The sequence below is a fragment of the Mycobacterium sp. genome, from assembly GCF_052145595.1.
Lineage (GTDB): Bacteria > Actinomycetota > Actinomycetes > Mycobacteriales > Mycobacteriaceae > Mycobacterium.
In genome coordinates this window covers 1-3,995 of record NZ_JBKQOI010000209.1, presented here as the reverse complement: position 1 = coordinate 3,995, position 3,995 = coordinate 1, and the positions used below count along the sequence as shown (strand labels likewise).

General features: G+C 65.7%; 3 protein-coding genes and 1 pseudogene. 1 reads left to right on the top strand and 3 read right to left on the bottom strand.

Features of this window, described 5'->3' with window-relative positions; genetic code table 11:
• The coding region (locus ACLP4W_RS19030; RefSeq protein ID WP_442388564.1) for a molybdopterin-dependent oxidoreductase at positions 1 to 976 on the bottom strand (976 nt) is incomplete at its 3' end.
• A 64-nt stretch (positions 977 to 1,040) separates the two neighbouring features.
• On the opposite strand from ACLP4W_RS19030, the gene ACLP4W_RS19025 reads away from it, so the two are divergent.
• The gene (locus ACLP4W_RS19025; protein WP_442388562.1) at positions 1,041 to 2,258 is read left to right on the top strand and encodes a GNAT family N-acetyltransferase; all 1,218 of its coding nucleotides are present in this window, start codon (positions 1,041 to 1,043) and stop codon (positions 2,256 to 2,258) included.
• Between the two features lie 22 nt (positions 2,259 to 2,280).
• Here the strand turns inward: ACLP4W_RS19025 and ACLP4W_RS19020 are convergent, their stop codons facing one another.
• Positions 2,281 to 3,708 carry a PE domain-containing protein gene (locus ACLP4W_RS19020; protein WP_442388560.1) on the bottom strand — a complete coding sequence of 476 codons (1,428 nt, stop codon included), beginning with the start codon at positions 3,706 to 3,708 and terminating at the stop codon, positions 2,281 to 2,283.
• Positions 3,709 to 3,846: 138 nt separating this feature from the next.
• Positions 3,847 to 3,995 (bottom strand): annotated as a pseudogene (locus ACLP4W_RS19015) (cytochrome P450); the annotation flags it as partial.

The window sequence follows — 3,995 nt, the reverse complement described above, 5'->3', positions numbered from 1 at the left end:
TCTCGCGATCGTAGCCGGAGAACAAGCCGCCGAGATCTTCGGTGTCCCTGAAGTTTTCGTTGATCAGCGTGGCCGCGTTGGTGTAGGCGACGACGTACTCCTTGAACCACAGGTCGTTGGTGAGGATGTTGTTGATCAGCGCACCGAGCAGCACCACATCCGAGCCGGCCCGGATCGGGATGTGCTTATCCGACACCGCCGAGGTGCGGGTGAACCGCGGGTCGACGTGGATCACCCTCGCGCCACGCGCGCGTGCCTCCTCCACCCACTGGAATCCGACCGGATGGCATTCGGCCATGTTGGAACCCTGGATGATGATGCAATCGGCGTTGGCCATGTCCTGCAGTGATTGGGTGGCGCCACCGCGCCCGAAGGAGGCCCCCAGACCGGGAACCGTGGAGCTGTGTCAAATACGAGCTTGGTTCTCGATCTGGATCGCGCCGGCGGCGGTGAAGAGCTTCTTGATCAGATAGTTCTCTTCATTGTCCAGCGTCGCACCGCCCAGCGAGGCGATGCCCATGGTGCGCCGCAGCAGGTTGCCGTTCTTGTCGATGTCCTGCCAGGTGTGGCGGCGGGACTCCACGAAGCGGTCGGCCACCATGTCGATGGCGGTGTCCAGGTCGAGGCGCTGCCATTCGGTCGCACGCGGGGCGCGGTAGAGCACTTGCAGTTGACGCCCCGGCGAATTGACCAGCTGCTCGCTGGCAGAACCTTTGGGGCACAGTCGGCCCCGCGAGATCGGCGAGTCGGGGTCACCCTCGATCTGGACGACCTTCTCGTCCTTGACGAACACCCGCTGACCGCAGCCGACGGCGCAGTACGGGCACACGCTTTGCACCACCCGGTCGGCCGTCGATGTGCGCGGGGTGATGCTGCGGGTGTGTTTGGAGGTCACCGCCGGCCCTCGGCCGAACAGGTCCCCCGAACGCACCTGACGTATGACGGGCCATTCAAGGAAAATTCTGTGAATTGCCATGCTCAGAACATTAGTGCGCGTCACGCTCACGCGCGACGGACGTAACGCGAGACATGATGGCGGCATGACCACCGACATTCGTGTTCTCGATAGCGAGGACGACCTCATCGCCGCGGCTAACGTGTTTCGCGCCGCCATGGTCGGGTTCGCGCCGCTGTCGAACCTGGCGCCCCGCCAGATCACCAGGCTGCTCGAGCCCGGACGCACGATCGGAGCTTTCGTCGGGGGACAACTCGTCGGCACCGCCGACGCCGTGACAAGCGGGCTGACGCTTCCCGGCGGAGCGACGGTGGGCCATGCCGCCGTGACACACATCGGCGTGCTGCCTTCGTTCACCCGAAAGGGCATTGCCACCGACCTGATGCGTCATCAGTTGGACGACATCGCCGCGCGGGGTGAGGTGGTCGCGACGTTGCGGGCGTCGGAGGCGACGATCTACGAACGGTACGGCTACGGGGTGGCGAGTTCGTCGCAGACCGTGGAGGTCCAGACGGCACGGGCGAAGCTCCGCCCCGACGTCGGCGCCGGCGGTCCGGTCCGGCTGCTCGACCTGACCGAAGCATGGAACGTCCTGCCCCGAATCTACGCCGCCAATCGTCCGTCCCGTCCGGGAACCATCGATCGCCCGGAAGTCTGGTGGCAGGGCCTCAGGCTGCGCACCGAATCCTCCCCGGGGCCTTCGTATGTCGCGGTGCACGGCGAACCGGGATCCGAGTCGGGATTCGCCCGCTACCGCCCCGTCGACACCGAGGCATGGTTCGTCAGCGACCAGCGCACCGTCGCGGTCGAGGATTTCTTCGCCCCCACCACCGACGCCTATCTCGGGCTGCTGCGTTTCCTGCTCGGGCTCGATCTCATCGACCGCGTGATGTTCTGGATGCTGCCCGTCGACGATCCGCTGCCCTGGCTGCTTGTCGATCGGCGGGCCGCGCGGGTAACCGCGGTGCACGACGAAACGTGGCTGCGCCTCGTCGACGCCCCGAAGGCGCTGGCGGCACGCCGGTACGCAGGAGACGGCGCCGTCACGATCGCGGTCGATGACCCACTCCTGCCGAACAATTCAGCCAGCTTCACCATCACGGGCGACGGTGCCGAACCGACCGACCGAAGCGCCCAACTTCACGTCGGCGTTGATGGGCTCGCGGCCGTTTTGCTCGGCGGCTCGACCTGGCGCAGTCTCGCCGTCGCCGGCGTGGCCCGGGCCGACGATCCTGAGGCGCTTGCCACTGCCGATCGGCTCTTCGCGGTGCCCGAGGCACCGTACGCCGGCTTCTTCTTCTGATAGCGCTGGGGTGAAGAGTCGATTACACCGGCAGTACGATCCCGGTGGCCGGGCCCAGGATGATCTGCTGGCCGCCTGGGGGCAGGTAGCCGCCGGTGGTCCCGTAGAGGCCGTATATCGGGTCGGTCGGGCCCGCCCCGGCGTAGATGTCGTCGATCCAGCCCGTGGACAGCGTGTACACGGCCGCGGTGTTGCCGCCCGGGGAGAACTTCGTGACCAGCTGGGAGAGGAAGTCGACGACGGGTTTATCGCCCAGCATCGAGTCGACATGCGAGCCGTTGACCAGCTCGACCCCGACGAACTGCCCCGGGTACAGACTGACCAGTTGATTCGTGGTGGCGCCGTAAAGGTTCCACGCCTGGGGCGGCGCGGCCACCACATAGTCGGGGATATTCAACGTCTTCAGGTTGGCAATCGAAGCCGCGAAGGCCGAGGAGCTGGATGCGACCCCGTCGAACATCACGACACCGAGAAGGTGGTTGCTGGCGGTGTTCCCCCCGAGGTCCGCAATGTAATCGCCGGCGGCGATCGTGGCGAGGCCGCCGCCGGCGGAGTGCCCGGTAATCACGAAACTCTGCGGCAGCGTGCCGTGGTAACCGGCCTGGTTTGCGCTGATATTCAGCGCCGTCTCGTTGCCCAGGAACAACGAGCCGACGGCCTGCTGCATCTGCGTGCCCATCAGCCAGGCGCCGTTCGGCAACGGAATCGACGACACGGTAGGGGTGACCACGATGGAATCGGTCCGCTCGGCCAGCTGAATCGCCAGATCGCTGTAATAGCCACCGTTTGCCAGGAAGCCGTGCTGCAGATAGATGACACCGCGGGCATCCACCGAACCGTTTGCCTGCGTCGGGAAGTACCAGCGCGCCGGGGCCTCGTAGCCATGGGGACCGACCGGAATGTTCAGGTAGGAGAACCCCTCGGTGACCCCGGTCACCGCGCCGGGGGTCCCCGTCCCCGGAAACACACCGCCGCTGCCATTCCCGAGGGTCCCGTTGAAAAAGGCGGTGAGCAGCCTGCCGGCTAGACCGGGGCCGGTGGTCCCGGTGACGGCAGGCCCGACGGCAGCTTCACCGAAGAGCGGTTGCCCGGTCAGATAGATGAAGGGTGAAAAAATTCCTTTGTCGAAGAACTGCTGCTCCAGCCCCTTCACCAGCAGCGACACATTCGCGGCCTCGCCGGCAGCGTATGCGGCCCCACCCGCGCTCAACGCCCGCACAAACTGGGCATGAAACTGCGTCGCCTGCGCGGTCAGCGTCTGAAAGTCTTCAGCGTAGCTGCCAAAGAATCTTGCGATAGCCGCCGACACCTCATCTTCGGCCGCCGCGACAATCCCCGTCGTCGAGGGCGCCGCGGCAGAGGAGGCCTCCCTGATCGCCTCCTCGATCCCGGTCAAGTCTCCCTCCGCTGCGGCGAAAGCCTCGGGTGCTGCGATCACGAACGACGACATCGGCGGCTCCCATCCCCGGCGCGACAAGCTCAGTACAGCTACAAAATGATACCCAGCGACACGGCATCGCGGTGATCGCTCCTCGACCTGACTATCACCTGGTGTAAGTCCTCAGGCTGCTTTGACTCACTGCAGGACTCACTTCAGCGAGTACCGGATCGGCAGGTGCTTGAGGCCGCCGACGAAGGTCGTGGCCATCAACTCCGGCGCACCCGCCAGCTCGATCGACTTGATCCGCGGGACCAGCTCGGAGAAGAAGCTGTTGATCTCCATCCGCGCCAAAGCGG